The 26503-nt window shown below is 39.0% G+C and carries 27 protein-coding genes, 1 tRNA gene and 1 pseudogene; 17 read left to right on the top strand and 12 right to left on the bottom strand.

Annotation, left to right across the window (positions count from 1 at the left end):
* Window positions 1-43: 43 nt before the first annotated feature.
* Window positions 44-946 (bottom strand): transcription initiation factor IIB, encoded by a 903-nt coding sequence (locus PWP39_RS00685; protein WP_288071886.1) that lies wholly within the window; start codon window positions 944-946, stop codon window positions 44-46.
* A gap of 140 nt (window positions 947-1086) precedes the next feature.
* Here PWP39_RS00685 and PWP39_RS00680 point away from each other — a divergent pair, with 140 nt between their 5' ends.
* Genes PWP39_RS00680 through PWP39_RS00670 form a run of 3 tightly spaced genes read left to right on the top strand, consistent with a single transcriptional unit; the run spans window position 1087 to window position 4426 of the window.
* Window positions 1087-1449, top strand: a complete 363-nt coding sequence (locus tag PWP39_RS00680) for a ribonuclease P protein component 2 (protein ID WP_288071884.1) — start codon at window positions 1087-1089, stop codon at window positions 1447-1449.
* Window positions 1450-1453: 4 nt separating this feature from the next.
* The gene (locus tag PWP39_RS00675; RefSeq protein WP_288071883.1) at window positions 1454-2524 is read left to right on the top strand and encodes an mRNA surveillance protein pelota; all 1071 of its coding nucleotides are present in this window, start codon (window positions 1454-1456) and stop codon (window positions 2522-2524) included.
* A 12-nt stretch (window positions 2525-2536) separates the two neighbouring features.
* A complete protein-coding gene (locus PWP39_RS00670; RefSeq protein ID WP_288071882.1) occupies window positions 2537-4426 on the top strand; it encodes an arginine--tRNA ligase in 1890 nt (629 codons plus the stop codon).
* A gap of 4 nt (window positions 4427-4430) precedes the next feature.
* Here the strand turns inward: PWP39_RS00670 and PWP39_RS00665 are convergent, their stop codons facing one another.
* The 3 genes from PWP39_RS00665 to PWP39_RS00655 form a co-directional block, all read right to left on the bottom strand.
* Window positions 4431-4865 carry a UPF0179 family protein gene (locus PWP39_RS00665; protein ID WP_014835397.1) on the bottom strand — a complete coding sequence of 145 codons (435 nt, stop codon included), beginning with the start codon at window positions 4863-4865 and terminating at the stop codon, window positions 4431-4433.
* Window positions 4866-4878: 13 nt separating this feature from the next.
* Window positions 4879-5919, bottom strand: a complete 1041-nt coding sequence (locus PWP39_RS00660; RefSeq protein WP_014835398.1) for an NAD(P)-dependent glycerol-1-phosphate dehydrogenase — start codon at window positions 5917-5919, stop codon at window positions 4879-4881.
* Between the two features lie 46 nt (window positions 5920-5965).
* Window positions 5966-6075, bottom strand: a tRNA-Met gene (locus PWP39_RS00655).
* An 83-nt stretch (window positions 6076-6158) separates the two neighbouring features.
* On the opposite strand from PWP39_RS00655, the pseudogene PWP39_RS00650 reads away from it, so the two are divergent.
* From PWP39_RS00650 to PWP39_RS00635, 4 genes and pseudogenes are all read left to right on the top strand, one after another.
* Window positions 6159-6961, top strand: a pseudogene (locus tag PWP39_RS00650) (sugar phosphate isomerase/epimerase family protein).
* Window positions 6962-6966: 5 nt separating this feature from the next.
* Window positions 6967-7341: a hypothetical protein gene (locus PWP39_RS00645; RefSeq protein WP_014835399.1), complete on the top strand. Its 375-nt coding sequence runs from the start codon at window positions 6967-6969 to the stop codon at window positions 7339-7341.
* Complete coding sequence (gene udg, locus PWP39_RS00640; protein ID WP_011012532.1) at window positions 7342-7932, top strand: type-4 uracil-DNA glycosylase; 591 nt, start codon at window positions 7342-7344, stop codon at window positions 7930-7932.
* Between the two features lie 44 nt (window positions 7933-7976).
* On the top strand, window positions 7977-8696 hold the full coding sequence (locus PWP39_RS00635; RefSeq protein ID WP_149586330.1) for a helix-turn-helix domain-containing protein: 720 nt from the start codon (window positions 7977-7979) through the stop codon (window positions 8694-8696).
* Here the strand turns inward: PWP39_RS00635 and PWP39_RS00630 are convergent.
* Both PWP39_RS00630 and PWP39_RS00625 read right to left on the bottom strand, forming a co-directional pair.
* Entirely contained in the window at window positions 8693-9478 is a 786-nt protein-coding gene (locus PWP39_RS00630; RefSeq protein ID WP_288071874.1) for a 4-phosphopantoate--beta-alanine ligase, read from the bottom strand. The two genes, PWP39_RS00635 and PWP39_RS00630, sit on opposite strands and share 4 nt — an antisense overlap.
* A 60-nt stretch (window positions 9479-9538) precedes the next feature.
* Window positions 9539-9970 (bottom strand): OsmC family protein, encoded by a 432-nt coding sequence (locus tag PWP39_RS00625; protein ID WP_011012535.1) that lies wholly within the window; start codon window positions 9968-9970, stop codon window positions 9539-9541.
* A gap of 69 nt (window positions 9971-10039) precedes the next feature.
* Between PWP39_RS00625 and PWP39_RS00620 the strand changes: the two genes are divergently transcribed.
* The gene (locus PWP39_RS00620; protein ID WP_011012536.1) at window positions 10040-10876 is read left to right on the top strand and encodes an SPL family radical SAM protein; all 837 of its coding nucleotides are present in this window, start codon (window positions 10040-10042) and stop codon (window positions 10874-10876) included.
* Here PWP39_RS00620 and PWP39_RS00615 read toward each other — a convergent pair.
* The 3 genes from PWP39_RS00615 to rqcH form a co-directional block, all read right to left on the bottom strand.
* Window positions 10862-11632, bottom strand: coding sequence for a hypothetical protein (locus PWP39_RS00615; protein WP_223208978.1), 771 nt, complete (start codon window positions 11630-11632; stop codon window positions 10862-10864). The two genes, PWP39_RS00620 and PWP39_RS00615, sit on opposite strands and share 15 nt — an antisense overlap.
* 147 nt (window positions 11633-11779) lie before the next feature.
* The gene (locus PWP39_RS00610) at window positions 11780-12217 is read right to left on the bottom strand and encodes a hypothetical protein (protein WP_288071870.1); all 438 of its coding nucleotides are present in this window, start codon (window positions 12215-12217) and stop codon (window positions 11780-11782) included.
* A complete protein-coding gene (rqcH, locus tag PWP39_RS00605) occupies window positions 12217-14166 on the bottom strand; it encodes a ribosome rescue protein RqcH (protein WP_011012539.1) in 1950 nt (649 codons plus the stop codon). Before rqcH ends, PWP39_RS00610 begins: the two co-directional genes overlap by 1 nt.
* A 183-nt stretch (window positions 14167-14349) precedes the next feature.
* On the opposite strand from rqcH, the gene PWP39_RS00600 reads away from it, so the two are divergent.
* Entirely contained in the window at window positions 14350-16248 is a 1899-nt protein-coding gene (locus PWP39_RS00600) for a 1,4-alpha-glucan branching protein (protein ID WP_011012540.1), read from the top strand.
* Here the strand turns inward: PWP39_RS00600 and PWP39_RS00595 are convergent.
* Genes PWP39_RS00595 through PWP39_RS00585 form a run of 3 tightly spaced genes read right to left on the bottom strand, consistent with a single transcriptional unit; the run spans window position 16231 to window position 18699 of the window.
* Window positions 16231-17151: a D-2-hydroxyacid dehydrogenase gene (locus PWP39_RS00595; RefSeq protein ID WP_011012541.1), complete on the bottom strand. Its 921-nt coding sequence runs from the start codon at window positions 17149-17151 to the stop codon at window positions 16231-16233. The genes PWP39_RS00600 and PWP39_RS00595 overlap by 18 nt on opposite strands.
* Window positions 17152-17156: 5 nt before the next feature.
* Window positions 17157-17795, bottom strand: coding sequence for a TIGR00153 family protein (locus PWP39_RS00590; protein WP_014835401.1), 639 nt, complete (start codon window positions 17793-17795; stop codon window positions 17157-17159).
* Complete coding sequence (locus tag PWP39_RS00585) at window positions 17773-18699, bottom strand: 2-dehydropantoate 2-reductase (protein WP_011012543.1); 927 nt, start codon at window positions 18697-18699, stop codon at window positions 17773-17775. The genes PWP39_RS00590 and PWP39_RS00585 overlap by 23 nt, the downstream gene beginning before the upstream one ends.
* Window positions 18700-18762: 63 nt before the next feature.
* On the opposite strand from PWP39_RS00585, the gene amrS reads away from it, so the two are divergent.
* The 8 genes from amrS to psmB all read left to right on the top strand — a co-directional run bounded on the left by amrS (window position 18763) and on the right by psmB (window position 26487).
* The gene (gene amrS, locus PWP39_RS00580) at window positions 18763-19809 is read left to right on the top strand and encodes an AmmeMemoRadiSam system radical SAM enzyme (protein WP_014835402.1); all 1047 of its coding nucleotides are present in this window, start codon (window positions 18763-18765) and stop codon (window positions 19807-19809) included.
* Window position 19810: 1 nt separating this feature from the next.
* Window positions 19811-20614, top strand: a complete 804-nt coding sequence (locus tag PWP39_RS00575; protein WP_011012545.1) for a hypothetical protein — start codon at window positions 19811-19813, stop codon at window positions 20612-20614.
* Between the two features lie 187 nt (window positions 20615-20801).
* Complete coding sequence (locus PWP39_RS00570) at window positions 20802-22619, top strand: S-layer protein (protein WP_288071866.1); 1818 nt, start codon at window positions 20802-20804, stop codon at window positions 22617-22619.
* Between the two features lie 44 nt (window positions 22620-22663).
* Window positions 22664-23404, top strand: a complete 741-nt coding sequence (locus PWP39_RS00565; protein WP_011012547.1) for a hypothetical protein — start codon at window positions 22664-22666, stop codon at window positions 23402-23404.
* Window positions 23405-23449: 45 nt separating this feature from the next.
* The gene (locus tag PWP39_RS00560; RefSeq protein ID WP_011012548.1) at window positions 23450-24226 is read left to right on the top strand and encodes an FKBP-type peptidyl-prolyl cis-trans isomerase; all 777 of its coding nucleotides are present in this window, start codon (window positions 23450-23452) and stop codon (window positions 24224-24226) included.
* Between the two features lie 233 nt (window positions 24227-24459).
* Window positions 24460-25155, top strand: a complete 696-nt coding sequence (locus PWP39_RS00555; protein ID WP_288071863.1) for a hypothetical protein — start codon at window positions 24460-24462, stop codon at window positions 25153-25155.
* Window positions 25156-25169: 14 nt separating this feature from the next.
* Entirely contained in the window at window positions 25170-25778 is a 609-nt protein-coding gene (gene trmY, locus PWP39_RS00550) for a tRNA (pseudouridine(54)-N(1))-methyltransferase TrmY (RefSeq protein WP_011012550.1), read from the top strand.
* Between the two features lie 88 nt (window positions 25779-25866).
* Window positions 25867-26487 (top strand): archaeal proteasome endopeptidase complex subunit beta, encoded by a 621-nt coding sequence (psmB, locus tag PWP39_RS00545; protein ID WP_011012551.1) that lies wholly within the window; start codon window positions 25867-25869, stop codon window positions 26485-26487.
* Window positions 26488-26503 lie beyond the last annotated feature (16 nt).

The raw sequence follows: 26503 nt of genomic DNA, 5'->3' as shown, positions 1-26503 counted from the left end.
TATTTCTCACTTCTAATCAATAGCAAAATTAAAAACTAAAAAATCATGCTATAGGAACTTTAATTTTCAGCTTCTCCACAAGTTCTTTGTATCTATTTCTTACGGTCACTTCAGTTACTCTAGCAACTTCGGCAACCTCTCTCTGTGTTCTCTTCTCTCCTTCCAGTAAAGAGGCTATGTAAAGGGCTGCAGCTACTAAACCAGCTGGACTCTTACCGCTGGTCAATCCTCTCTTATAAGCTTCCTCCAGAATTTCAATGGCCCTCCTTCTAACTTTTTCACTTAGTCCAAGCTCATCCGCAAATTTATTTACATAGTCAGTTGGCTTGACAAATAACTTTTTAGGAGTTAAATTGAGGTTTCTCGCAATGAATCTGTAACTCCTTCCAATTTCTTTCTTATCAACTCTAGCAATGTCAGCAATCTCATCCAGAGTCCTGGGAACTTTTAATAATCTACAGGCAGCATAAACACAGGCTGCCATAACGCTTTCAATAGACCTACCCCTAATAAGCCCTCTTCTCACTGCTTCCCTATACAACCTAGCAGCTTCTTCCTCAACATGTCTTGGAAGTTTTAACTGAGCAGTAATTCTATCTAGTTCACTTAAGGCAAAAGCTAAGTTCCTCTCTGCTGCATCACTGACTCTTAATCTGGACTGCCACTTTCTCAGACGGTACATCTTCTCTCTCATTAATCCCGAAAGAGATCTGTCAATTCCAATCTCAGTTGAAAGCCCTTTGTCGTGAAGAAGAATACTTTCAGGCGCACCAGTTCTAGACCTGCGCTCCCTTTGAGAAGCATCAAAAGCACGCCATTCGGGACCCATATCAATTATGTTTTCCTCTATTACATAACCGCACCTGGCGCAGACTATCTCCCCCCTCTCTGGATCATAAATAAGTTCCGTGGATCCACAAGCAGGACAAACCTTTTGCTTATTCACTTCAACACCCCCACTGCCTAAAACCCTGTCCAATATAACTACGGGTTCCAAAAGGTATATAAACCTTTTGTGTTACCATGTCGGATAGTAACTTAAAAAGATTTCGGTACTTTTAAATTATGTTCTGCATTTTTCAAAGGATGATGGAGAGGCCAAAAACCTTACCTCCTACTTTGAGAGACAAGAAAAGATACATAGCATTTAAGGTTATTTCAGAAACTCAGTTTAATAAAGATGAAGTAAAAGATGTCATTTGGAAGGCATGTCTTAGAACGCTTGGAGAACTTGGAACAGCAAAAGCCAAGCCATGGCTAATCAAATTCGACGAAACTACTCAAATGGGAATAGTGAGGTGTGATAGGAATCACGTCTATGATGTCATATTTTCCCTAACACTAGTCTCAGACATTAATGGAAATGAAGCAATTATAAAAGTTCTAGGGGTTTCTGGAACAATCAAAAGGCTCAAAAGAAAGTTTTTGTCCCAATTTGGGTGGAGGTGAGCGGATGGAAATATTAGAGGAAAAACCAAAGGAGGGCAAAATAAAGATAAAGGCAGAAACTCTCGATGATCTCTGGCACTTATATCATATCATAAGTGAGGGAGACATTGTATATGGCAAAACTCTAAGGAAACAGGCTCAAAGAAGCGATTCTTTAAGGCCAGAAAAAGTTGAAGCAATACCTGTATTTTTAGGAATAAAAGTTGAAAAGGTTAATCTACACAGATTTGCCAACCAGCTTAGAATAACTGGACCGATAATTTATGCAAGTAGGGAGGATGTTCCCCTGGGAAAATACCACACACTAACGGTAGAACCTGGTACTGTAATAACCATACAAAAAGAAAAATGGAAAAGTTATCATATTGAAAGACTTAACGAAGCTATAGAGGCTTCAAAAAAAGCAAGAGTCATGATTGTCGCCATGGAAGATGGAGAGGCTGAAATTGCAATAGTTAGGGAATATGGTCTAGATTTCGTTGGATCTATAACCTACAATATAAGTGGGAAGAGGTATAACGTAAAGAGAGATAATGAAGAAAAGAAATTCTTCCATGAAGTAGCAAAATCTATGGAAGAGTTAATGAAAAGAGAAAAGATAGAGAAAGCGATTGTAGCAGGACCTGGATTCTATAAGGAGAATTTCGTTAACTTTCTCAAAGAGAATTATCCAGAACTTGCAAAGAAAGTTGTCACAGACGACACAAGCATGGGGGGAAGAACAGGAATCTACGAAGTTATAAGAAGAGGAACAGTGGACAAAGTGTACACCGAAAGTAGGATATCGAAGGAAATAATGTTGGTAGAAAAAGTGATAGAAGAGATAGCAAAGAATGGCTTGGTGGCTTATGGACTAAAAGAAGTAGAGGAGGCAATAAATTATGGGGCCGTTGAAACTTTAATTGTCCTGGATTCACTGCTAAAGGGAGAGTTAAGGGAAAAAATTGAAGAGTTAATGGAACTTGCGAGAAATTTAAGGGCCTCTGTCGTTGTAGTAAGCTCAGAACATGAAGGAGGCGATAAACTTAAGGCCCTTGGAGGTATAGCTGCACTGTTGAGGTTTAAAATCAAGTGAGGTGATAAAAGTATGATTGAAACAATAAAGTCCGAAATAAGGAAAACTATTGAAGATATAGTAAGAGGAATTGCACCAGATTGGAGTGGAGATATACAGTTTGTAGACACTCCAAGCCCAGAGCTGGGTGATTTTGGAACTACAGTAGCATTTCAACTTGCTAAATTATTAAGGAAATCTCCCATCATTATTGCCCAAGAAATTGCAGAAGAATTTAACAAAAATAGGCCAAAAGAGGTAAAAAAAGCTCTAGCAGTTAATGGCTATGTAAACTTCTTCCTAGATTATCCACAAATTTCTAGATTAGTTATAGAGACTATTTTAGGCTATGGAACAGATTATGGTAGGTCAGAAATAGGAAAAGGGAAGAAAGTTATAGTGGAACATACTTCAGTTAACCCTACAAAACCACTTCACATGGGACATGCAAGAAATGCAATATTAGGAGATACAATGGCAAGAATTCTGAGATTTTTGGGATATCATGTTGAAGTTCAAAACTACATTGATGATTTAGGCGTTCAATTTGCCCAAGTATATTGGGGATATTTGAACTTAAAAGGGAAGTTTAATGAACTAATGAAAGAACTAAAAGAAAAAGGGCTAAAAAACAATCCAATAGATCATGCATTAGGGCTTCTCTATGTTGAGGTTAATAAGAAAATTGAAGAATCTCCAGAAGTAGAGAAGGAGATTAGAGAACTAATGAAAAAGCTAGAAGAGAGAAAATTAAACGGGAGAAATCTTGCTGAAGAGGTCGTTAAGGCCCAAATGGAAACCTTATACAATCTAAACATATATTATGATCTCTTAGTTTGGGAAAGTGACATAGTCAGCACAAAGCTCTTTGAAAAAACAATTAACCTTCTCGAGAAAAATGAGAACTTTTACACTCCAAAAGACGGGAAATACAAAGGAGCTTTTGTTATGGATTTGAGTAGGTTATTCCCCGAGATGAAGAACCCCTATCTCGTTCTTAGAAGAAGTGATGGAACAGCGACGTACACGGGAAAAGATATAGCATACCACCTATGGAAATTTGGAAAAATAGATATTGACTTACTGTACAAGAGATGGGATGAGTACACATGGACAACAGCTCCAGATGGAGAACCGATGCCAGGAAAATTTGGAAGGGGAGACATTGTCATTAATGTTATTGGGGCAGAGCAAAGACATCCTCAATTGGCAATTAAATATGCTTTAGAGTTGCTCGGATACAAAGATGCCGCGGAAAACTTCCACCATTTAGCTTATGAGCACGTAGAAAGTCCAGAAGGAAAATTCTCAGGTAGAAAAGGAACATGGGTTGGATTCACTGTAGATGAAGTTATAGCCGAAGCGATAAACAAAGCCAAGAGTTTAATAGAAGAAAAGAATCCAAACTTAACAGAGGAAGAGAAAGAAGAAATAGCAAAGAAAGTGGCTGTTGGGGCTATAAGGTACACCCTCATCAAGTATAGTCCAGAGAAGAAAATTGTATTTAGATGGGAAGACGTGCTCAACTTTGAAGGAGAGAGTGCCCCTTACATTCAGTATGCCCATGCAAGATGTTCTTCAATCTTAAGAAAAGCTGAAGAATTAGGAATATCAACGGATTGGAAGTCACTTCTAAAAGTGGCTAATTTTAACCAAATAACAGAAAAAGAAAGAGAATTAATAATGTTACTATCAAGGTTCCCAGAAATAGTTCAGCAAGCTGGAACTGATCTTAAGCCCCACTTAATTGCATGGTATGCAAATGAGGTTGCCTCAACGTTCAACAAATTCTACATGGATCATCCAGTTATAAAAGCAGAAGAGGGAGTAAGAGAAGCAAGGCTCTTGCTTGTCATGGCTACAAGGCAAGTTCTAAGGAATTCTCTTTGGTTAATGGGTATAGAGGCTCCAGATAAAATGTGATGCTCTATTTTTGTGTATTTTCCCTTATTACCTTTGCAATCTTATATTTTCTTCCATTACACTCAATGTCTCCAATTATCTCCAGTATTTTCACAACGTCCCCTTCAAATAGTCCTTCTGGCCTTACTAGATCAACTTTTTCGGGATCATCGCATTCAACAAACTTTAATGTTATTTTGCTCCCAGCAACTGCATACCTGGGCTCTATAATCACATCAATTGCTGGTTCTACAACTTCAACTACCCTTACCTTTCCTTCATGAAGTAGGCAAGGATACTCCATATTTCTTACCTTGATTATTTTGTATCTCCTTCCAGGTTCGAGGTTTCCTGTACATACTCTTGCCAATCTACATGATTTACAAGGCTCAGCTGGTCCATAATAAATGAACTCAACACCTGGTTTAGCCAACTTTTCTCCAACCAGTGTGATAACCATCTTTCCCACCTCCTCAAATTACACCAGTGATTTTAGCAGCCCTTTCAGCGGCCTCCCTAGTCAGACCATCCCTCCCCAGGATAGTGTATCTCTCTGGTCTTATAGTATGAGCTATAGTAAGGGCCTCTATTATTATTTCTGGATCAACTCCTAGCTCATAAGCTGTAGTTGGAGCGCCTACCTTTTGGAGAGTTTCCTTTATTTTTCTCCAGTTTATTCCGTGGAGATAAGCCATAATTATTGTTCCAATTCCTGTTTGCTCTCCATGAAGAGCAGGTTTTTCAAGCAAAAGGTCTAATGCATGGCTGAAAAGATGCTCCGCTCCACTAGCTGGTCTTGAAGAGCCAGCGATACTCATAGCAACTCCGCTGGAAATTAAGGCCTTCACTACTTTTCTAACCCCTTCATCGTCTCCTATTCTTATGATTTCCGCATCCCTCATGACCATTTTTGCACTCATTAAACTTAAAGCTGCAGCGTATTCACTGAAATATTCGCCTTTAATTTTATGAGCAAGTTTCCAGTCCCGCACAGCAGTGATATTGCTGATAACATCTCCTACTCCTGCAGCTAAGTACCTCCTGGGAGCGGATTTTATTATTCTAATGTCTGCAATAACTGCCACCGGAGGCCTGGCCTTGATTGAGGTCTTAGTTCCAAGCCCCTTTATGGAAGCATTTGCGCTTGCTATTCCATCGTGGGATGCGGTAGTTGGAAAACTGACAAATGGTATTCCTGCTCTATAACTGGCCAACTTGGTAACGTCTATAATTGTTCCTCCTCCAACTGCAATAGCCCATTTTACCTTATTGTCTCTTATTATACCTTCAACCTTTTCAACTTCATTAATTGTTGCTTCCTTAACAATTACAGAATGAACGTCAAATTCTTCTTTAAGAACTCTTTCCACATCCTTCCCAGCTATTTCTTTTGTTTTCGGTCCATAAACCACAAGAACAGGTGAAGAAAAACTCAACCTTTTTGCAACGTTAACAGTCTCACTAATAACATTCTTACCTAAAATTACCTCTCGCGGGAACTCCATTATGTGCATTTGTATCCCCTCATTTCTAATACGGTACATGGAGTCATAAGAATAGTGGTGCCGGGGCGGGGCTTCGAACCCCGGATCTCCCGGTTTCTCAGGCTCCCCCTTAACGGGGGAGGGCCCTATGAGCCGGGCGCTTTGACCAGGCTAAGCTACCCCGGCACTACCCGAGTTATCCTCATCCACGGAAGACTTTTAAGTCTTTCGCTTGATGAAAATCTCAGAAAAAAGTGAGGTGAATAATAATGAAAGTTGGAGTTAGCATATATCCCCACTTTTTAAATGAAAGAAAAACCCTTGCCTCAATTTTAGCAGATATCAAAGTAAAAAATTATGATTTCGTCCAGATATTCCCCACGCTTTGGGAGTTATTAAAAACGGAACCGTGATAGAAGAAAAGTTGAAAGAAATAGAGACAATACTAAAGGGTGTTGAAATAGATTACATAGTTAGAATGCCAGTTTCGTTGAATTTAAGGGACAACGTCTACTACTCAAGACATTTTAAAGTTGCCAAGGCGGTCTTGGATGTTGCTATTAAGCTTGGAGCAAAAACAATAGTTATGCAAAGTGGAAAAACTGGAAGGTTAGACTTAGAGATTGACTCAATAAAAGCTTTGGCTGATATAGCAGAAAACTTTGGAATAAATATTGCACTTGAAAACACGTTTAGTGTTAAGGATACTCTCTACGTAATAGACAACGTGAATAAGGACAACGTTGGATTTGCTCTGGATGTAGCTCATGCATTCTTAAGTGCCCAGGGGGATGAAAATAGGCTCTTAGAAGATGTTAGACTAGGAGTCGAGAAAACAATAATCCTTTTAGTCCACGATAATTTTGGAAAAATGTTCCCCCAGGTAGAGCCAGAAGATGCCCTAGCTTACGGGGTGGGAGATCTACACCTTCTCCCAGGGGAAGGAAAGATACCATTTGGAAAGATAATAAGACTCTTCAAAGATATACCAATTCTCCTAAAGGTAAAAGACGTTAAGACTTTTGAAAACCTCCCCTCAAAATCTGATCTGCTTCAGAGATTGATGAGGTGAGAAACATGCCAGCCAGAGAAATGCGCATGGAAATGTTTCTCAGGGCTCTCTTAAGGAGAGATTTTGATAAAGCGAAATCACACTTAGATAAACTCCAAAAGCTAGTGAAAGAAGAAGATGAATGGGGAAGAGGATATCTAAAGGCCTTAAATGGCTTCATGAGCGCAATAAAGGATAATGACACCGATTCACTCATTATAATGCTTCTAAATAATCCAGACGAAGAGAGAATAAAAGAGTTTCTTAGGAACTTTGAAGAAATAAAGAATCAGGAATTTCGAGATGACTATGAGAAAGGCTACTACACTGCCTGGGTAGAATTACTGCAAGCTTATCTCTCTCAAGCACGGCTACAACTCAAAGAGAGAAAAGGTGATTAAATGTCAAAGCATGAGCTAATGAAAAAGCTAGAAGAAAAAATACTCACCTGTAAAAAATGCCCATTGTGGAGGCTAAGAACTAATCCCGTTCCCGGGTATGGAAATTATGACGCAAAAATAATGTTCATTGGAGAAGCCCCAGGGTACTGGGAAGATCAAAAAGGGTTACCATTTGTTGGAAAAGCTGGAAAAGTCTTAGATGAACTATTAGATGGGATTGGACTAACAAGAGAAGATGTTTATATAACAAATGTGGTTAAATGTAGGCCACCAAACAATAGAGATCCGACAGAAGAAGAAATAAAGGCATGCTCCCCATATCTTGATCAACAGATAGATATTATAAAGCCAAAGGTTATCGTTACATTAGGAAGGCATTCCACCAATTACATCCTCAAAAAATTTGGATTTGATCTTGAGCCAATAAGCAAAATTCATGGGAAAGTCTTCAAGGCAAAAACACTTTTTGGTACTCTTTATATCTTCCCAACATATCATCCAGCAGTGGCCCTTTATAGACCTCAACTAAAGGAGGAACTAAAGCAGGATTTTGACATCCTAAAAAGCTTGTTAGAAAAACTAGGGATTTAGGCAATCGCCGAAATATTTATATTTGACCAGGAAAATATAACTTCATGCTTGAAAAGGAAAAGGAAATCTTGGCAAAAAGAATTGCTGGTGAGATTGTTTTATCCCCCGACCCAGGAAAGACTATGAGAAAATGGAGAGAGATTTTCGGCATAAGCCAAAGTGAACTTGCCGAGTATCTTGGAGTGTCATCTTCTGTTATTAGTGATTATGAGGGTGGAAGAAGAAAGAGCCCAGGAGCTTCAACTATAAGGAAGTTTGTTGAGGCTCTTCTGGAGATCGATGAGAAGAGAGGAGGAAATGTAATTAGAGCGTTTAGTAGAACCCTTGGCGGGGATATTCCAACAAGTGCAATCCTTGATATAAGGGAATTTAACATTCCAGTCACGGTAAAGGATATTGTAAATGCCGTTAAAGGCGAAATAGTAGCCAACCCAGATTTGATAGATAGGAAGATTTACGGATACACTATTGTCGATAGCATTCAGGCTATCCTGGAGATGTCTGCAGAAGAGTTTCTTAAGCTCTATGGTTGGACGACTGAAAGAGCTCTTGTCTTTACAAAAGTAACAACTGGAAGAAGCCCAATGATAGCAATAAGAGTGCAGGGTTTAAAGCCTGCCATGGTAGTGCTTCATGGAGTAAAAAGACTCGATGAATTAGCCATAAAAATTGCAGAAAAAGAAAGAGTCCCCTTGGTTGTCTCAAAAGCAGAGAGCGAAAGTGAATTAATTATGGGCCTGAGGAAACTAGTCGGGGCATTTTAAATGTCAAGTTTTTCTTTTTTCCAGATTCCCCCCTCTGCAAGCTTCGTGAGCCTATCTCTAATGTGTATGAGAACCTCACTCAAAACTTTTGAGTTATCATAAGTGGCCACTATCTTCTCTAGATCTTCTTTTGGGAGAGACTTCATTTCTTTTGCGAGCTCTATCATCCTGGGATAAGCCCTAACTATGTTATCCACTATTGTTATATCAGCCATTCTGGCACTTCTCGAGAGCGGGTTTAAATCCACAGTTATTACAAATTTTCCCATTCTACATAATGCTTCTGTTCTGTCTCCATCTTCTAAAGAAACCAAAATGACATCAGCTTTCCAGATACCATTTTCATCAACCTTTCCCCTCTCACTCTCCAATCCTGGAATTCTTTTAGTTGGGTTAATTCCCAGAACCTCATCGGCTCCATTCTCATAAAGGACTTCAGCAATTTTCTTAACTCTCTCTTCAGTTCTATAAAATAAGTTAATCTCCAATTTTGCGTTCAGAACTTTTGCTAATTCAACTGTTTCTTTAGGAACTAAAGCAGCAACATTGCCGTTTACAGAAATTACAGGGTGTTTCGCAAGGAGTAATTTAGCAATTGCAGCTCTCATTGCAGTTTCTGCTGGTGGGATTGTTTTTTCTCCAATTAAATAGTCAAATGCTTCTCCCCTTCCATGGGCAATAAGCCCTGCTTTGGCTGTAATCCCTTTCTCCATCCCCTCAATTATTTTTTCTCTATACAAAAGACTCCAATATCGTGGATGAGACTTCGGTATTTTTACCATATCAACCACCAAAAATAAAATCAAAGAGAAAGTTATAAAGCTCAGCCTGATGTGCACTCATCACCCTTCAGCATGGGATGGAGGCTCATCATCGAAAATCTCCAAAGTATATCTAACTATCGTTCCACCCAATTTTAGATGAGCAGAGGCAGAACAATACTTCTCTTGGCTAAGCTCTATTGCTCTTCGAGCCTTCTTTTCGTCAACCTTTCCATAGATTTTATAGTGGATAGTTACCTCCTTATACACTCTCGGATGCTCTTCTCGCCTAACTCCCTCGATTTCCACCCTCAGACCTCTTATAGGTTCTCTCATCTTCCTTAGGATCATCACTACATCATAGGCAGTACATCCTGCCACGCTGAGCAATAAAAGCTTCATTGGGCTTATTCCGCCTTCTCCTAAAATAACCGAACAGTTTTCCCCTTCTATACCCCCAATGAACTGTTCTCCTTCAACCCACTTTACTATTCCCTTCACTATGTTACTCATTCCTCCATCACCCTTCTGGATTGACCCTAAAAATTTAAATTAATTTCTCCATTCAAGCATTAAATGAAAATGTACATCAGACCATTTGACCCCTGGAAATCAAATATGTGCACTTGCCCGTTTAAATACACCCTTAACCCCTACACTGGATGCGATCATGCTTGTGTTTACTGTTACATAACATCCTACATTCCTAAAGCCTTTAAAGTGAGAATTAAAGAAAGCTTGCTTCCTACGTTAGACAGGGAATTAAGGAAGTTTAATAAGAACTTTATAATTGCGATGTCATACTCCTCAGATCCCTATCCAACGATTGAAAAGGATCTCACGATAACGAGGAGAGTTCTAGAGCTATTCAAAAAATATGATATAAGATGTTTACTTTTGACGAAGTCTGATATATTTATAAGAGACCTAGATATAATTAAAGAGCTAAGGTGTGCAGTCGGAATTACAGTAACAACGGTAGATGAAAGAAAGGCTAAACTTTTGGAGCCAAATGCGCCTTCTCCTAAAGAAAGAATTAAAGCACTAAAACTTGCAAAGAAAGAAGGCATTCCTGTGTACGCAAGAATAGATCCAATTATTCCCTTTTACACCTGGGAAGATTTCGACAAAACTCTAAAAGCATTGAAATTTGTTAGTCATATAACAGTCTCAACCTTAAAACTAAGGCCTGACATTAAGGCAAGAATGAAAGCAAAATTTCCCGAGCTAATGGAAAAACTAGAGCCCCTATACACCGAAAAATATGAAGGATATTATTACCTCAAAAAAGATCTGAGAATGGAGATATTAAGGACAGCGAGGGAAAAAATTGAAGAAGCTGGAATAACATTCGGTTCCTGTAGGGAGGGATATTATTCTTATCCCACTTGTGATGGTTCTCATCTAGTTCCTAGATAACTTTCCTCTAAACTTTTGGACTACAAGTTGTATATCCTCATCGGAAACTATTTGTGAGGCTTCCCTTTCGGCTAATCTTTTCCTCTTTAATGCAATTGATACCCAGGGCTTAATCTTAGTTGTTATAACTTCAATATCATCCAAAATAGCCTTCAATCCTCTTTCTCTTAGGTATGAGGTATATTTCTCTGCTACACCTCTAAGCAACTTTTCTAGCTTATCCTCCTCATATTCACCCACTGGCATTAGAACAACTCTTATTTTAAGAATGTCTTTCACTAAATATCCTGAAATAACAAGGGTGTCAAAATTTACATTATTGTCAGAAAGGAAGATTGCAATACCCTTGGCAACTCTTTTCACTTCTTTTTCATATTCTTCAGGCACATCAACAACAATGTTCTGCCGATTCTCTTCTTGCTCTCTACTCATGCTCAATCTAAATTTATCAACATCAATATAAGAGTAATATCCAACAGGGCGAACCTCTCTTTGGATCTCATCATTTATACTCCTTAAAATTGGACCAATTAGGTGCTTAATTTCCCTCAAGAAAAGACCACTCTTCTCTGAAATTACAATCTCCCCTACAATGTACAAGACCATATACCTATTTACAGTAATTTCTCTCCCCCTCAATGAGACTTCATTAATTTTAACCCCCAAAGCCTCGAGAGCTTCAACTAATCTTGTAAACTTCTGTGAAACTATTTCCCTGAAGATTTCTGGACCATCATAATTTATAATCTCCCTCATACCATTGTGTTTTTGGTTGAGGATATATTTAAACTTTTTCCAAGAAATTAAACAAATTTTCACATACAAATTACTATCTTGTAAATTTTATAATTAGATTTGGAAAATTTACAAAACTAATTCGATAAAGATTAAAAAATATCCAAATTATGCTACCTCCACCTGCTCATATGGACTCTTGCCTTTTTTATGCTTCAACAATAAATTGTACATAGCCTCCCTAAGCGAAGAGGACATATTGTCGTCTAATAGGATATCTGCTCCCTTATAGCTTAACTCCTTTGCCACTTGAACTAAGTTATTTATAATAGGCATTACTTCCGAAATTATAATTCTCACAAGTGAAGGATAAACTTCCTCTTCGATTTCTTCCTCCGCCTCAATTCCCAAATACACTACATATCCAGAGGTTTGTATTGCTAAGATGAACTCATTTTCGGAAACCTCAAATATCGAGAAATTTGAAGAAGTTGAAGAAGTATTAGCAAGTAAGATCCCCTTTATTGATAAGGTAACTACATCTCCATTAATTTCAAAAAGTAAATCCCTTGCAAATTCTCTTGCAAGAGAGTAAAGCTTAAACATTATTCAACCACCTCCTCAATCTCTCCATGTCCTGGGGGCAAAACGCTCATTATATCTTCTTCAGAGACCCTATATCCCCATTTTTCAAATATTTTTTGGATTTTCTTTACAAGGTCACTCTTCTTTAATCCTCCAGGCCTTATCACTACATACTTGTTTGTATGAGCTTTTACCGCATCAACTGGACCACACATGACAAGCTCTTCCCCCTCAACATTAACTATTCCAACCGCAAGTTTAAGAGGGATCCCATGAATCCAATTTCTCTTCCCATACACCATAAAGGCTCCTTTGGGTAGGTATTCTCCAGCAGGGGCTTGTTTGCTAACTTGCTCTGGGTAAACCCAGTAAGCATCTGCCGAAGCTAATCCCTCGCTCCATGCTCTACTCATGGCAACGGCAAATTGACAAGCTTCTCTGATCGTTTTTTCACTGGCATTTCTACCATTTTTTATAATAACATGAGGAGCCCCCCATATGTCTGCGTGACAATAGATGTCATTTTCATCCATATGCTTTTTAACAACGATTTCATTCGTTGTAGCATCCTTCCCTCCGATGACCAGAAAACCTTCGCTGCTAATAAACCACCTAAATTTTTCAAACCACTTTTTCTTTTTGCGGGTGATTTTCTTTATGTTGATTTCTTTACTCTCTCGCTCTATCTCTTTTTCAAGCTCTATTAATTTTCTTTTAGTTTCCTCATATGCTATTTTTGCTCCTTCCAGTTTCTTCTTTGCTTTTTTCGCCCTCTCATAGTAAAGCTCAGCATTTTCTTCTAGTGATTTTTCAACATCGAGAGAAACTTTTATCCCATCCAAATTGAGCGTTACTTTGTTGTCGGTTACGTCGATTATCATTTTTGCCCAAGGGTAGCCAGCTTTCTTTCCTTCTTCTATCCTCTTTTTAACTTCTTCAACTCCATATTGCTTTAATGCTGAGGAAATAACTCTTAAGATTTCATTTACAATGGAATAGTGGGCATAGAGCGCGTCACCCTTTTCCTGATTAGTCATGGCTTCTTTTTCAAATCCTTTTATCTGTTCTTCAATTCTCCTTAAAGAAATTTCAAGAGCCTTTCTCCTTTCTTCTAGTTGCTTGGTTTTTTCGAGTCTTGCTTTTTCAATTGTTAGCTTTCCAAAGTATTCATCCAAAGCTTCGCTAAAAGATTCATAATATCTTTTTGTATATTCCCGATACCATTGTAGATCTATTGGAACGACATCCACCATAACCCCTTCTTTGTTATATACAATGTTAGGCTTTTTTTCATCGTTTAGAACTGTTAGAAGAGTATCATATACGAGTCTTAATTCTTCTTCACTTAGTTCATCAACCTTTCTATCTTTATCTATTTTTGCTCTAAGGAGAGTCTCTTCAGAATATAAGCCTCCAATGCTAAAATTTTTCGCAAGCGCTCTCACGATTTCAGTTCCCTGGGAGTTCAATATTATCTCTTTGAACTCTTCAAAGCTAACTTTTAGGGGGTTAGCTCTAGAAGGGGGAAAAACGTACTTAATTTTTGGTTTTATTGCCCTATCTTTAAACTCTTCATATCTAAGAGCCCCAATTATTTCCCAATCTTTAGTTACAAATATAATATTCCCCCTACCAAAAAGTTCGGCGATGAGGAAATATTCACCAAACGACAAGATAACTACCCTATCGAATTCGTATTGCCTTATATCCTCAAGAAATTTTCCAGACAAATATTTTCGTAAAAGCATCGCGAATGAAGTTGGCTGTAGATTCTCCTTAACGTAAGTAGTTATGTGGATTCTCTTTCCAGCCTCAATTAACAAATCTACCCTTCCTACTCCCGTCTTGTGAAGTTTAAACCTAATTTCATTACCTTCATGATAAATTTTCTCAACCCTCGAACCCACTATCATGTCTTTTAGTTCCTCGGTTATGTATTTTATATCCACACTGCTCATGCTTTCTTTCATAAATACCCCCCCTAAGGTTAGTTTTGCAATTTTATAAAGATGGGGTGGTTATTTACATCTCTTACCCAGGACTTACAGTTTTCTATATTTTATATACATAAAGCATTTTTTAGTAAACAAAGCTAAGATATAGGCAAAATCGTTAAATACTCTCTTCATAAATCTTTTCATAGGGAATTAGCCATGAGAGGATACTTAACTTTTGTCTTACACTCCCATATACCTTATGTAAGAAAGCACGGAAAGTGGCCCTTTGGGGAAGAGTGGGTTTTTGAGGCTATTGCAGAAACATACATTCCTCTACTTATGGAGTTTGAAAAGTTGCGCAACAAAGGTGTAAACTTCAAACTCGTTATAAGCTTCTCTCCAGTGCTATTGGAGCAACTAAACGACGAATACATGAAAAAAGAGTTCGAAAAGTATATCACTAGAAAATTAGAGCTTATGAAAGAAGATCTTACAAAATACACGAACGATCAATTGAAAAAAGCAATAGCCTACATGATAACATACTTTGAAGATGTTTATAGGTATTGGAAGGAAATTAATGGCGACATTATAGGAAAATTTAGAGAATTCCAAGAAGCAGGTTACCTTGAAATAATAACATCAGCTGCAACTCATGGATACCTCCCACTTTTGGGAAGGGATGAAGCTATCGAAGGTCAAATTGCAAATGCGATAAAGACTTACGAAAAGTATTTCCAGAGAAGGCCCAGAGGAATGTGGTTACCCGAGTGTGCATACAGGCCTGATGGATACTGGAGAAGCCCGAGTACAGGAGAGGTAGTTTGGAGGAAGGGAATTGAGCACTTCCTTAAGAAGTATGGGATAGACTACTTTTTCGTGGAGAGTCATCTAATTGACGAAGGACCAGCTACTTCCAAGTACGGGGAGATTTTACCCGAAAAAACCAAGAAGTCGACGCTAAGACCCTACTTCCTTAAAAATGGAATTGCCGTTTTTGCAAGAAATAGAGAAACGGGGATTCAAGTGTGGAGCGCAGACATAGGGTACCCAGGAGACTTCTGGTATAGAGAATTCCACAAGAAGGCCGAGAAAAGTGGAGGACAGTATTGGAGGGTTACATCTAAGGAGATTGACCTTGGAGGAAAAGAGCCCTATGTGCCAGAAAAGGCCATGGAAAGAGTTGAAGAACATGCAAGGCACTTTATATCATTGGTATCCTCCCTTCTAGAAGAATTCAAGAAAAAAGAAGGAGAATATGGAATAGTAGTTGCTCCCTATGATACCGAACTATTTGGACACTGGTGGTTCGAGGGGGTTAAGTGGTTAGGAAAAGTTTTGGAGCTTGCCGAGAAGCTAGGAATTAAGACTACGACAATATCCGAATTTCTAGACAACTTCGATGGTAAAAGGTATGAAATAGAGCTACCTGAAGGCTCCTGGGGAATGTTCGGAACTCACTATACATGGTGGAACCCAGAAGTTGAGTGGACATGGCCAATAATCCACTTGGCGGAAGATAGAATGGTGGCATTAGCTAGCAAATACCTTGGAAGAGACGAGCTAACAGATAGGACATTGGATCAGCTTGGCAGAGAGCTTCTTCTTATTGAATCAAGTGACTGGCAGTTCTTAATAACAACAAAGCAGGCAAAGAAATATGCCAAAAAGAGGATTCTCGAGCACGCCCACATTTTCCACAGGCTTGCAAATTCCCTGGAAGTGTATGTAAAAACTGGGGAATTTCCGGAGATGGAACTTCTCGAAGAAGCAGAAGATAAAGACAATGTCTTCCATCCAATAGTTATAGAGCCATATGTTAGTGAAGTTCCGCCTGAAGTTCCAGAATACATTGAGCCTCCCCAGATTCCCAAAGAGGAAGAAGATAAAGAGAGAGGAAAATTTTCAAGTGGCCAGAGCATGGGCAGAGACTTCGAAGAATTTTTGCTCTCCATAAAGGGAATTGGTCCAAAGACCATAGAAAAGCTCAAGAAGGTAGGTATAACGAAGCCTGAAGACTTCCTTAATTGGAAGATAGAGGAGCTTGCCAAAAAAGCAAGAGTTCCAAAAAAGAGATTAGAAAGGATCTATAGGAGATTAAGAGCTCTTCTTTAGTATTTCTACAATTTTTTCCGCTACTTCTACTCCCGCTCTCTCCTGGGCTTCGTAAGTTGAGGCTCCTATGTGAGGTGTTAGAACAACATTGTCAAATTTCGTTAGTGGATGGTTTTCTGGAAGAGGCTCTTCTTCAAATACATCTAACCCTGCACCCGCAATCCATCCCTCTTCAAGAGCTTTAATTAGGGCCTGTGTATCGACTACAGCCCCTCTCGAAGTGTTTATTAAAATAGCTGTTCTCTTCATAAGCCTAAGTCTCTCTTCGTTAATGAGGTGATATGTTTCCGGAATTAATGGAACATGAATTGTGACTATATCGCTCTCCTTTAGCAGTGTTTCTAGATCCACAAACTTTCCACCGACTTCTTTAGCTCTCTCTTCGTTAGGGTAGGGGTCATAAAGTAACAATTTCATGCCTAAAGCTCTTGCAATCTTCGCAACTTGATAGCCAATTCTTCCAAATCCAATTATTCCAAGGGTTTTTCCTTCAAGTTCTATACCCATACACTCCTTCTTCGCCCACTTTCCTTCCCTCATCTTTCTATCAGCATAAGCTATCTTCCTAGCAACTGCAAACATCAACCCAACAGCCAACTCTGCAACACTTCTAGAACTGGCTGCTGGAGCATTAACAACTTCAATGCCTTTCTCTTTAGCAGCTTCAACATCTATGTTATCCAATCCAACTCCAGCTCTTGCAATTACCTTTAATTTTGGAGCATTTTCTATTACCTTTCTTGTAATCTTTGGCTTACTTCTAACTATAATAGCTTCAACATCTCTAACTAATTCTAAAAGCCTATTTTCCTCCGGATACTCCTCGTAAATAACTTCAAAACCAGCATCTTTTAGTATATTTAGAGCCTTTTCATGAAGAGGGGCAGCTACAAGCACCTTCACCATTATCACCTCCTTTTAACGGCCATAAGCATTATATGGTCTGAAGCATCTTCAGCCCTATCGGCAATATCTCCAATTTTTGTGATAATTTGGTTCCAAATAAGCTTTGCGTAAGTGGAAATGTTTTCATCTTCAAATATCTTTCTCAGCAAAGAGTATTCTATTTTATCGGCATCCTCTTCTTGAGCTTCAGTGGACTTAGAATATTCAAGTGCTCTATCTACGTCAGTCTCTAAGGATACAACAGCTTCTTTGAGGTACTCAAATGTTTTTAGGGATTCGTTGATTAAAATAAGGATCTTTTCTTTATATTCCGGGGGAACTGCAGGCTTAGCAAATATTAGGGTATGGGCAGCACTTTCCGCAGCATCTGCAACATTATCTATTAGCTCTACAAGTCTTATGTAATCCCCTCTATTTGCCGGAATAAAGGCTCCTGAGTAAAGCATAAGCTCTATTTCTCTCCTAAGCTTATCGGCCCGAGTTTCACTCTCCTCGACTTTAGTTAACAGCTCCTCGGCATTTCCTATGTTTCCCTGCAAATACTGAACAAACATCTCCTTGGTGTATTTTAATGTATCTCCGACCATTGTCAAATGATCCCTTATTAGTTTAAACACATCATTCTCTTTTGCCCCAAACATTTTCCACTCCTCCATGTAACTTTTCCATTCCCTTAATTAACCCCCACAGAAGAAAATTAAGGGGAGCTTCAAGCCCAACAGATTTGGCATACTCAACTATTTTTCCGTTTATGTAGTCAATTTCAGTCTTTCTCCCCTTTAATATATCCTGGAGCATGGAATTGTAATTCTCCCTAGTTTTTTTCAATGTCTGGAATAGCAAATCTATTGGATGAACCTCTAATTTTACTCCATTTTGCGTCGCAACCTTACACCCCTCTTTCACAACTTCTACTGCTACAGAAAGCAATTCCTCATTGTCTAGAATTGCCCCATTTTTAACCCGTAACAGAGTGCCAATGGGGTTAATAGCAGAATTAACAATTGCCTTTGCCCATATCCACCCTTCAATGTTCTCACTTACAATAGTTTCTAATCCCGCTCTATTGAAAATTTCGGAAATTTTGTCAACAAATGTGTGACGCCCTTTAGGGTATAAACCAACTACAGTTATTCCTTTTCCCGTCCACTTCACAACCCCTGAGCTCACTAAGATAGCTCCATTTGTAGTTATTCCTCCTATAGGCTTTCCCCCGAACTTTCTTATTTCATCTTCATTTCCTATTCCATTTTGAATACTTAATATCCAAGTGTCCTCCACAATCGCTTTAGAGGCTCTAAGGGCTTCTACTGTAGAGTACGATTTTGTTGCGAGTATTATTAGATCTGGTTTTTCTTCGGGAGGAGAGATTGTAGCAGGAACTTTTATCACCTCTTCTATAATCCCAGTTATCCTAAGCCCTCTCTTATTTATTGCATCTACATGGGGCTTTCTGCCAATAAGAACAACATCCTCACCTGCAGCGAAAAGTAGCCCTCCAAAAAGCGAGCCTATAGCCCCAGCACCCAGAACATAAATTTTCATTCCACATCTCCTCATATTAGTTTGGGGGTAGATATATAAATGCCCTTTGCTCATAAGGTAGTGATGAGAACAGCACTATATTGGGAGCCCCTAGAGGATGGAAAAGTTAAATGCAAGCTTTGCCCGCTAAATTGCATTATAAACCCAGAAAAAAGAGGATCTTGTAAAGTTAGGATTAACATAGATGGAAAGCTCTATACCTTAAATTATGGGAAGGTCTCCTCAATAGCCCTCGATCCCATAGAGAAAAAGCCCCTATTTCACTTCTGGCCAGGCTCCTGTGCATTTTCAATAGGAACTGTAGGATGTAACATGCACTGTAAGCACTGCCAAAATTGGGAAATTAGTCAAGCGGATGAAAGCTTCCCTTACCTTCAAGATGCAACGCCAGAAAGTATAGTGAGGTTAGCAAGACACTACGAATGCGAGAGCATAGCCTACACTTACAACGAACCCACCATATGGTATGAGTTCGTTTTGGACACAGCAAAACTAGCTAAGAAGGAAGGACTAAACAATATTCTGGTAACAAATGGTTACATAAATGAGGAGCCATTTAGAGAGTTAGCAAAATACATAGATGCCATGAACATTGATATAAAAGCATTTAACGACAAATTCTACATGAAAATTTCAAGTGTGCCAAGTGGCGAGCCGAGCAGAAGAACCGCAGTAATTGCCAAAAAAGAATTTGGAATTCACGTTGAGCTAACATACTTAATAATTCCAACTCTTAATGATAATGAAGAAGAAATTAGAAGATTTGCCAGGTGGGTTGTGGAAGAGCTCGGAGATGATACCCCAGTACACTTCTCACGCTTCTTCCCACATTACAAACTGTTGAATTTACCTCCAACCCCTATACAAACTTTGGAAAAAGCTTATAAGATAGCCAAAGAAGAAGGACTCAAGTTCGTGTACCTCGGAAATGTTCCTGGACATGAAGGAGAAAATACATACTGTCCACGTTGTGGAAAATTACTAATAGAAAGATGGGGATTTGAGATATTAAGGTATGAAATAAAAGATGGAAAATGCAAATACTGTGGTGAACAAATCCCTATAGTTGGAGAATATCAAAGGAAAACATACAGGGGAATGTGGTGGTAATATGGTGCTAATAGAGGCAATTTTTTATATTGAAGTGCTAGGAAATGATAAGAAAGCCGTAGAAACTTCTAGCATGGAAATTGAGAAAAAACTAAAAGAAGAGAGAAACGTTAAAATAAAGGGAATATATAGGGATAAAGTCGTTGAAAATGAAGAAGACGAGAAATTTAAATATTCAACAGTCGTTGAAGCCCATGTAGAGGGAAAACTTGGAAATATCGTTGATTTAGTTTTGAAGTATGGACCTACAATAGTTGAAATTGAAAATGTGAAGGGTAACGAGATACATGCAAAAGAGCTTGTTCCAATATTGGGAAGAATAGCATATGTAGTTGGCGCACTCATAGATAAGTTTGGCCCTGTAGTAGCTTACCCAAAACTCGATGCTCTGCCAAAACCCAAAATTGGTTATTCTGAAGAAGAAATTGAGAGGATGATCATCGAAGAAAATCTAATAAGATATAGATTCGCAGTAGAGATTTACGGTAACTCTCTTGGGGAGATAGAAGAAAATTTGAGTAAGGCCCTATTTCTAGAAGGGTGTAAAATAAACAAAATTAAGGTAACCGAGAAAGAAAAAATACCACTAGAGGACAATAAAGTTAGAATAAAGGCTTTAGCTGGTGTGGAACTTCTCTCAGATTTAAAAACTCTTTTTGTTTTAGCTGCCAAATATGCCCCTCTAGCATTTATAATAATTGAACCTGAAATAATAAATATAGACCCGGCAGAGCTTCAATCAACTCTTTCGGAAATAGCAAGTATAGTCAACGATTTAGTTCATAGACCCTTACTGGCAGAATAGAAATAGATATTATCGGCAAACACCGAAAATTTCATAGACACATCATGAAGCTGCTAAAATCTATTACGGCGATTGGCGAGCTTCTTTAATCGTTAGAAAGGGTTTGGAACCGAAAAGTATTTATACCCCGCATTGACACACATATAGATGAAGCCCGTATGGGCAGATTATTGGGAGGTGGAGAAAAATGAAAGTTAAGAAGATTGCGGCCCTTGCAGTTGGTGCCGCAGTAGCTGGTGCAACCCTTGGCTTTGCAAGTGCCCAAGGCGAAGTCCCCGAGATACCAAAGGACTTCTTTGTTAAGGATGGAAAGCCAAACGTTAAGATCGTTGTTGGTAGTGAAGGAGCTGCTATGGACGTTGTGAGCGCAGCCGATATTGCCGCTGCAATTGGAAGCTTACTCTACACCGAGAAGGATGTTGAAGTTACCGACGCTACAGTGGTTGCAAGGAAGGATGTAACCGAACCCATTGAAAAGATACCTGTCTTTGACAACTACGACACAAATACAGCTCACAAATACAAGGTTGGAGACAATCTAAAAGATGTACCAGCCTGGTGGAACGGATCAGACTTTGTAGCTAACTTCTCAACATCAGTTTGGAATGATGGTGTATATGACAAGGCAGTGGAGATCAGGATTGACAATATTGGAAGCGTTGGGAGCTATGACCTTGCAGCAAACCTAACACTTAAGGGAATTGCTCTCGACGGCATAACTGACAGTGAAGTTGATGTAATTGACGACTTTGAGGACTTCACAGTTAACGTAAGTACAGTGGTTGCAAACATATCACTTGTAGTATACAACTATACACTCAAAGGACAACCTACAGTTGACAAGATAACAAAGGATGAAACAATACCAGAAGTAAACCTAATCACAAACTTGTTCCTTGACAACAGCACACTCGCAAAGTTCTATCCAGACTACGACGGTTACACCATAGAGGGAGTTAAGGTTCTTAAGTCAGGAGTTGGTGAAGGAGAAACCCTAAAGATCCTTGACAATGAATATCCAATAGTCTTCATTGGAAAAGACATTCAAGAAACAGCTTGTGGAGATTGCTTCACCTATGGTAAGGACTGGGGCGAGGACTACTACAACCAGGGTGAAACACACAACTTCGGAGACTACAAGGTCACAATCCTTGATATTGATGTTGCAAGAGACAAGGCATTCATAAAGGTTGAGAGCCCAAGTGGAGATACTGAGACAACTACTCTCGCAGTTGGTGGTACAGAGGCACAAACCTTCTTCGACGGAGGCATAAGAATCCAGATAAAGGACACCTTCGTAGGTATCAGCGGTACAAACGCAGTAAAACTCCACGTCTGGACAGACCTCAAGACAGTAAAGAGTGGAGACGAAATAATGCCTGGATGGATAGCAGAGTTCAAGGTCGACAGTGGAAAGATTATATGGTTCGCCCTTGAAAACAAGAACACACTCTCCGACAAGAGAGTGCCATTATTCAACACCTACGCTGTAGACTACAAGGCAACGATAAGGAAGAAGAAAAAAGACGATGTAGAGTACGGTACACTAACAGCCTACATCTACATCGAGCCACTGGAGACACAGTATGAGACAGTAGAGGCAGCAATAGGAGAGTCAATTGATGACTATGAAGTTGTAGACGTCAAAGCTGAGGTCAGTCCAGAGGTTGCTTATATTCCACAGAAGCTAACCGCTCCAATCACAGTCCTTGACACCGAAGTCCTTGAGCAAGGACTAGAGAACGTAGGCAGCAACCTAATCCTAGTGGGTGGTCCAGTCGTCAACAAGGTAACTGCAGCCTTAGCTGAAGACCTAGGAGTTCCACTCACCTACGAAGAGTGGGCCGAGAAGTTCGGTACTGGTAAGGAAGGATGGACTATCGTCTACAAGGAGCAGTGCGGCAAGATTGGAGGCTACGGTGTAGTCCTAGTAGCAGGTAGCGACAGAGAAGGAACCAGAGCAGCTGCAGAGGCATTGCTCGACTACATTGCAAACCTTGAGTGATCCCTTCTCTTCTTCTTTAATTCTTCTTCCCTGGAGGTTTAAATGTGAGAAAGTATATAGCGGGAATTTTTTTGATTACGATTATTTTAGCAAGTATTGGGATTACTGCATATGGATATGCCAAATTTAACAGCATTCTTATATCTTCTCCCGATTTTGTTCAAGAAAAGTACATCGTAATTAAATTCCCAAATTCCACGTATGTTGTCCTTTCTCAGAATGAGTATATAGAGGCCAGATTAAAAGGCTGGAAGCCTCCTGAGGGGAGCATTGGGTACATTATAACTCTCTCTTATAACCCAAAATCTCCTCCCGACTTTGTACTTGAAAAGAGGTATGAAGAGTTTACTATAGTGGTAGGATCACCGGAAGTTAAGACTTGCTCAAAAAACCCAGATGAGTTTAAGGGGAGCTGTACTGAGAGAACTCTTGCTGTAAGCGAAGTAACATTGTTGGTTTCAACACTATTCAAAAGATACTTTTATGCCGAAGCTATAGCTAGGGGGTTAAGTAATGAATCGGCAAAGATGTACGCCTACGAAGAGACTATGAAAAGGAGAAACATTAGGTATCTGAGCCTTTTAGTAAAGGCACAAGTAGGCCTTGGGCTTATCGGCAATGAAAAACACTTGGGAGTTATAATAATGGGACCAGCTGAAGGAGCTAATGAGACGAGTATAATAATTCCCAGGGAGGGCTTAATTATTCTAAAAGGAAAGAGTGACTCCTCACTAAGAGCCGAAGCCATACTACTAGAAAATTTAGTAGGTCTTCAGTTTTCATAATTAAGCTTAAAAATAAACTTTCAATACGGAGTTAGGGGAAGAAAAATGAAAGTAGAGAAAGGAGATGTCATAAGACTTCATTACACTGGAAAGGTTAAAGAAACTGGAGAAATCTTCGACACAACTTATGAGGATGTTGCAAAAGAAGCTAGAATATACAATCCAAACGGAATCTATGGGCCAGTCCCTATAGCGGTTGGAGCGGGACACGTATTGCCCGGACTAGACAAGAGACTTATAGGGCTTGAAGTTAAGAAAAAATACGTCATTGAAGTTCCACCCGAAGAAGGCTTTGGATTGAGAGATCCAGGAAAAATTAAGATTATCCCACTTGGAAAGTTCAGAAAATCTGGAATAATCCCGTACCCTGGGCTAGAAATTGAAGTTGAAACAGAAAATGGGAGAAAAATGAGAGGTAGGGTTCTTACAGTTAGCGGAGGAAGAGTTAGAGTAGACTTCAATCATCCATTAGCAGGAAAGACTCTCGTATATGAAGTTGAAGTTGTTGAGAAAATTGAAGATCCAATAGAAAAGATTAAGGCACTAATAGAACTAAGACTGCCAATGATTGACAAAGATAAGGTTATTATTGAGATTAGTGAAAAAGATGTAAAGCTAAACTTCAAAGACGTTGATATTGATCCAAAGACACTAATTTTGGGCGAAATTCTTCTCGAAAGTGACTTGAAATTTATAGGATATGAGAAAGTTGAATTTGAGCCAACCATTGAAGAGTTATTAAAGCCCAAGTCTGCCGAGGAGCAAGAGTCTCCTAACGAAGAACAGCAAGAGGAGAGTGAGTCTAAAGCGGAAGAATCTTAAGGGATAAAATTAGTTAAATACATGGGAGGACCATGAAGAAGATAAAGATACTTGAACAAGACCTCAAGTTGAGACTTCCAGAAAGAAGCATAGGAAAGGCCATAAAGGCAATTTTGACTCTCAAAGATCTCACCTTTATTCCTTTATCCCCCATTTACCCTCGTGGCTTTCACCCAATAGTAAGGATTAAGAAAAGGTTAGGTGAAGTTGATAAAGAAGTCTTGGTATCGTTAATGGATTTTTCTATTTTAAATAAAAACAACATTCCTCCATGGAACCGGATATTTGACTTCCATTTGGATACAAACTATATAGAGGAAACTTCAATTCAGGGAATTGAGACAATTTTAATTGGGGACAGAGAGGCCATCAGAAGGGCTCTCTACTTATTAGATAACCTAATCCCAACCATATTAAGAAAACCCAGAAAAATTTACACCTTTTTCAATGAGATATACCTTAAATATGGCGAAAATCAATTTATAGGGCTGAAAATTATGGGCTCCATGCTAACATTTAGAAGCCACGGCATTCCATTATCGCAATTACCTAAGATCCTGGGAAGAGGAATTTTTGTGCTTAATTCTCTTTTCTATTCAAAAAATGCAGAATTTTACAGGTTACTTTTTGTTACTTCGCTAGAGACTTTTGGATACTTTTATGAATTCTTCATGAAGCACATTTACCCAAAACTCCCATTAGAACATAGAGAATTCTTAGAGGAAATGCATGACTACAAGAATTTTCTTCAACTATTGTATTTTCACCTCTCTAGAATGAGCGTTGACAAAATAAGAGATGAAGTCGGAATATTAATCCGGAGAAGATCAAGACCTGATAGACCCATTGAATTAGGGATAATATTTAGGGATAGGGGAATCGAAGTAAGAGACAGAATTTCAACGGCTCACATTGATCTTCTAGTTTAAGGGAGGGAACAAAAGTGAGAATATTCATTATAAAGTCCTCTACAGCCCATACTGCTTTTGATTACTCCATTAAAGACATCCCTGGCACAAGCGGAAGGCTTGACTTGATTTGTAGGTCTCTAAATGCAGCATTTCAACTCTCTCATTCCTTTAGAAAAAATGTTAGAGTATACACAGTTCTATATGGACCACCTGACCCTCCAAAGACAATTCGCTTTGAAGGTGCAAAAATTAAACCAAAAACTCTGAATCCTGATGAAGTATCTACTGCAAAGCTAATTGGTAAAATACTAAATGCCGGAAAAGATATAAAGGAGCCAACAAAAGAAAGGGAAGTTCTTCCCGGTATTTATATTAGCAGGATGACATTTGAAGACGTGGTAAGGAAAAACATTAAGTATAACTTGTATTTGCTTGAGGAGAACGGAGTAGATATTGAGAAAGTTAAATTCCCACAGGATAACGTGGGATTCATACTAGGAGATCAAAATGGATTCACAGAGGAGGAGCTCAATTTTCTAGAAGGATTAGTGCCAAAGATAACAATAGGGCCAAAACCCTATCTAACTTCCCATGTTATAGCATTTGTAAACATTTACTTAGACAGAATTGGCATTCCATGAAGCGAAAGGTTTATATAAAAGTTTGTGCTTTATCCCAGCTGAGAAGTCTTTTTCTGTTCTAGCTCGCTCTGGGTAATATTCAAAAGGGGTGTTGCACTTGAAAGAGAAACTTAAGGGAACAACTACAGTAGGCCTAGTTTGTAAGGAAGGAGTAGTACTTGCAGCAGATACAAGAGCTAGCCTAGGAAACATTATCTACGCAAAGAACGTGACAAAGATTCACAAGATTGACGAGCATTTGGCAATTGCAGGGGCGGGAGACGTTGGAGATATACTCAACTTAGTTAGACTCTTAAAAGCCGAGGCAAACCTATACAAATCTACCGTAGGAAAAGAGATGAGCGTTAAGGCATTAGCAACCCTGCTTGCAAACATCTTGAACGGGTCAAAGTACTTCCCCTACTTGGGATGGTTCTTGGTTGGAGGATACGATGAGAAACCCAGACTGTTTTCTGTTGACATGGTGGGGGGAATAACTGAAGATAACTATGCCGCTGCAGGTTCTGGAATGGAATTTGCATACTCAATTTTAGATTCCGAATATAGAGAAGAAATGAGTGTAAATGATGGTATCAAGTTAGCTGTAAAGGCAATTAATGTGGCAATAAAGAGAGATGTGTTCACAGGAGATGGATTGCTCGTTGTAACGATAACAAAAGACGGATACAAAGAATACAGAGGAGCAGAACTAGAAAAAATGTTAAAGTAGTCCAAGGAGGTGACAA

Origin of the sequence: Pyrococcus sp. (assembly GCF_030153625.1) — an archaeon.
Taxonomy (GTDB): domain Archaea; phylum Methanobacteriota_B; class Thermococci; order Thermococcales; family Thermococcaceae; genus Pyrococcus; species Pyrococcus furiosus.
The sequence above is the reverse complement of the archived record's forward strand: the minus strand, read 5'-3'. Positions and strand labels throughout refer to the sequence as shown.